Genomic DNA, 438 nt, shown 5'->3' with positions numbered 1-438 from the left:
ACCTCCACCTGCTTGCTGGTGCCGCCGTAGACGATGGGTTCCTCGAAGCCGGCCACGGTCTGGCGGTAGCGCGACTTGCTGGCGCCGGCGAACAGGGTCCAGTAGCCGAACGGGATGCTGTAGTTGACGGAGGCGGCGCGCGAGCCGGCGTCGCTGTTGCGCAGGTCGGCGTTGCTGTTCCAGGAGACCGACAACTGGTCATACAGGAACAGCGGCGAATCGAGCGTGAGGCCGGCGTTGACCTGGTTCTTGCCGGTGGATTCCAGGCCGGCGTTGTCGCCGCCCACATAGGCGTGCCAGCGCTTGCCGGAGCCGGGTTTGATGATGATGTCCGAGTCGCCCAGCGCGGGGCCGGGCGCCACGTCGATGCTGGCGTCGGCCTGGCCGGCCAGCCGGCGGATGTTTTCCAGCGCCTGGTCCAGGTCGCGCTGGTTGACC

The 438-nt window shown here is 68.3% G+C and carries 1 protein-coding gene; it reads right to left on the bottom strand.

From position 1 onward, the window contains the following. Nucleotides 1–438: ShlB/FhaC/HecB family hemolysin secretion/activation protein (locus AC6LKG_RS26565; protein WP_498169985.1), on the bottom strand; the 438-nt coding region annotated here is incomplete at both ends.

It is taken from the genome of Achromobacter sp. 46006, assembly GCF_059761975.1.
The sequence above is the reverse complement of the archived record's forward strand: the minus strand, read 5'-3'. Positions and strand labels throughout refer to the sequence as shown.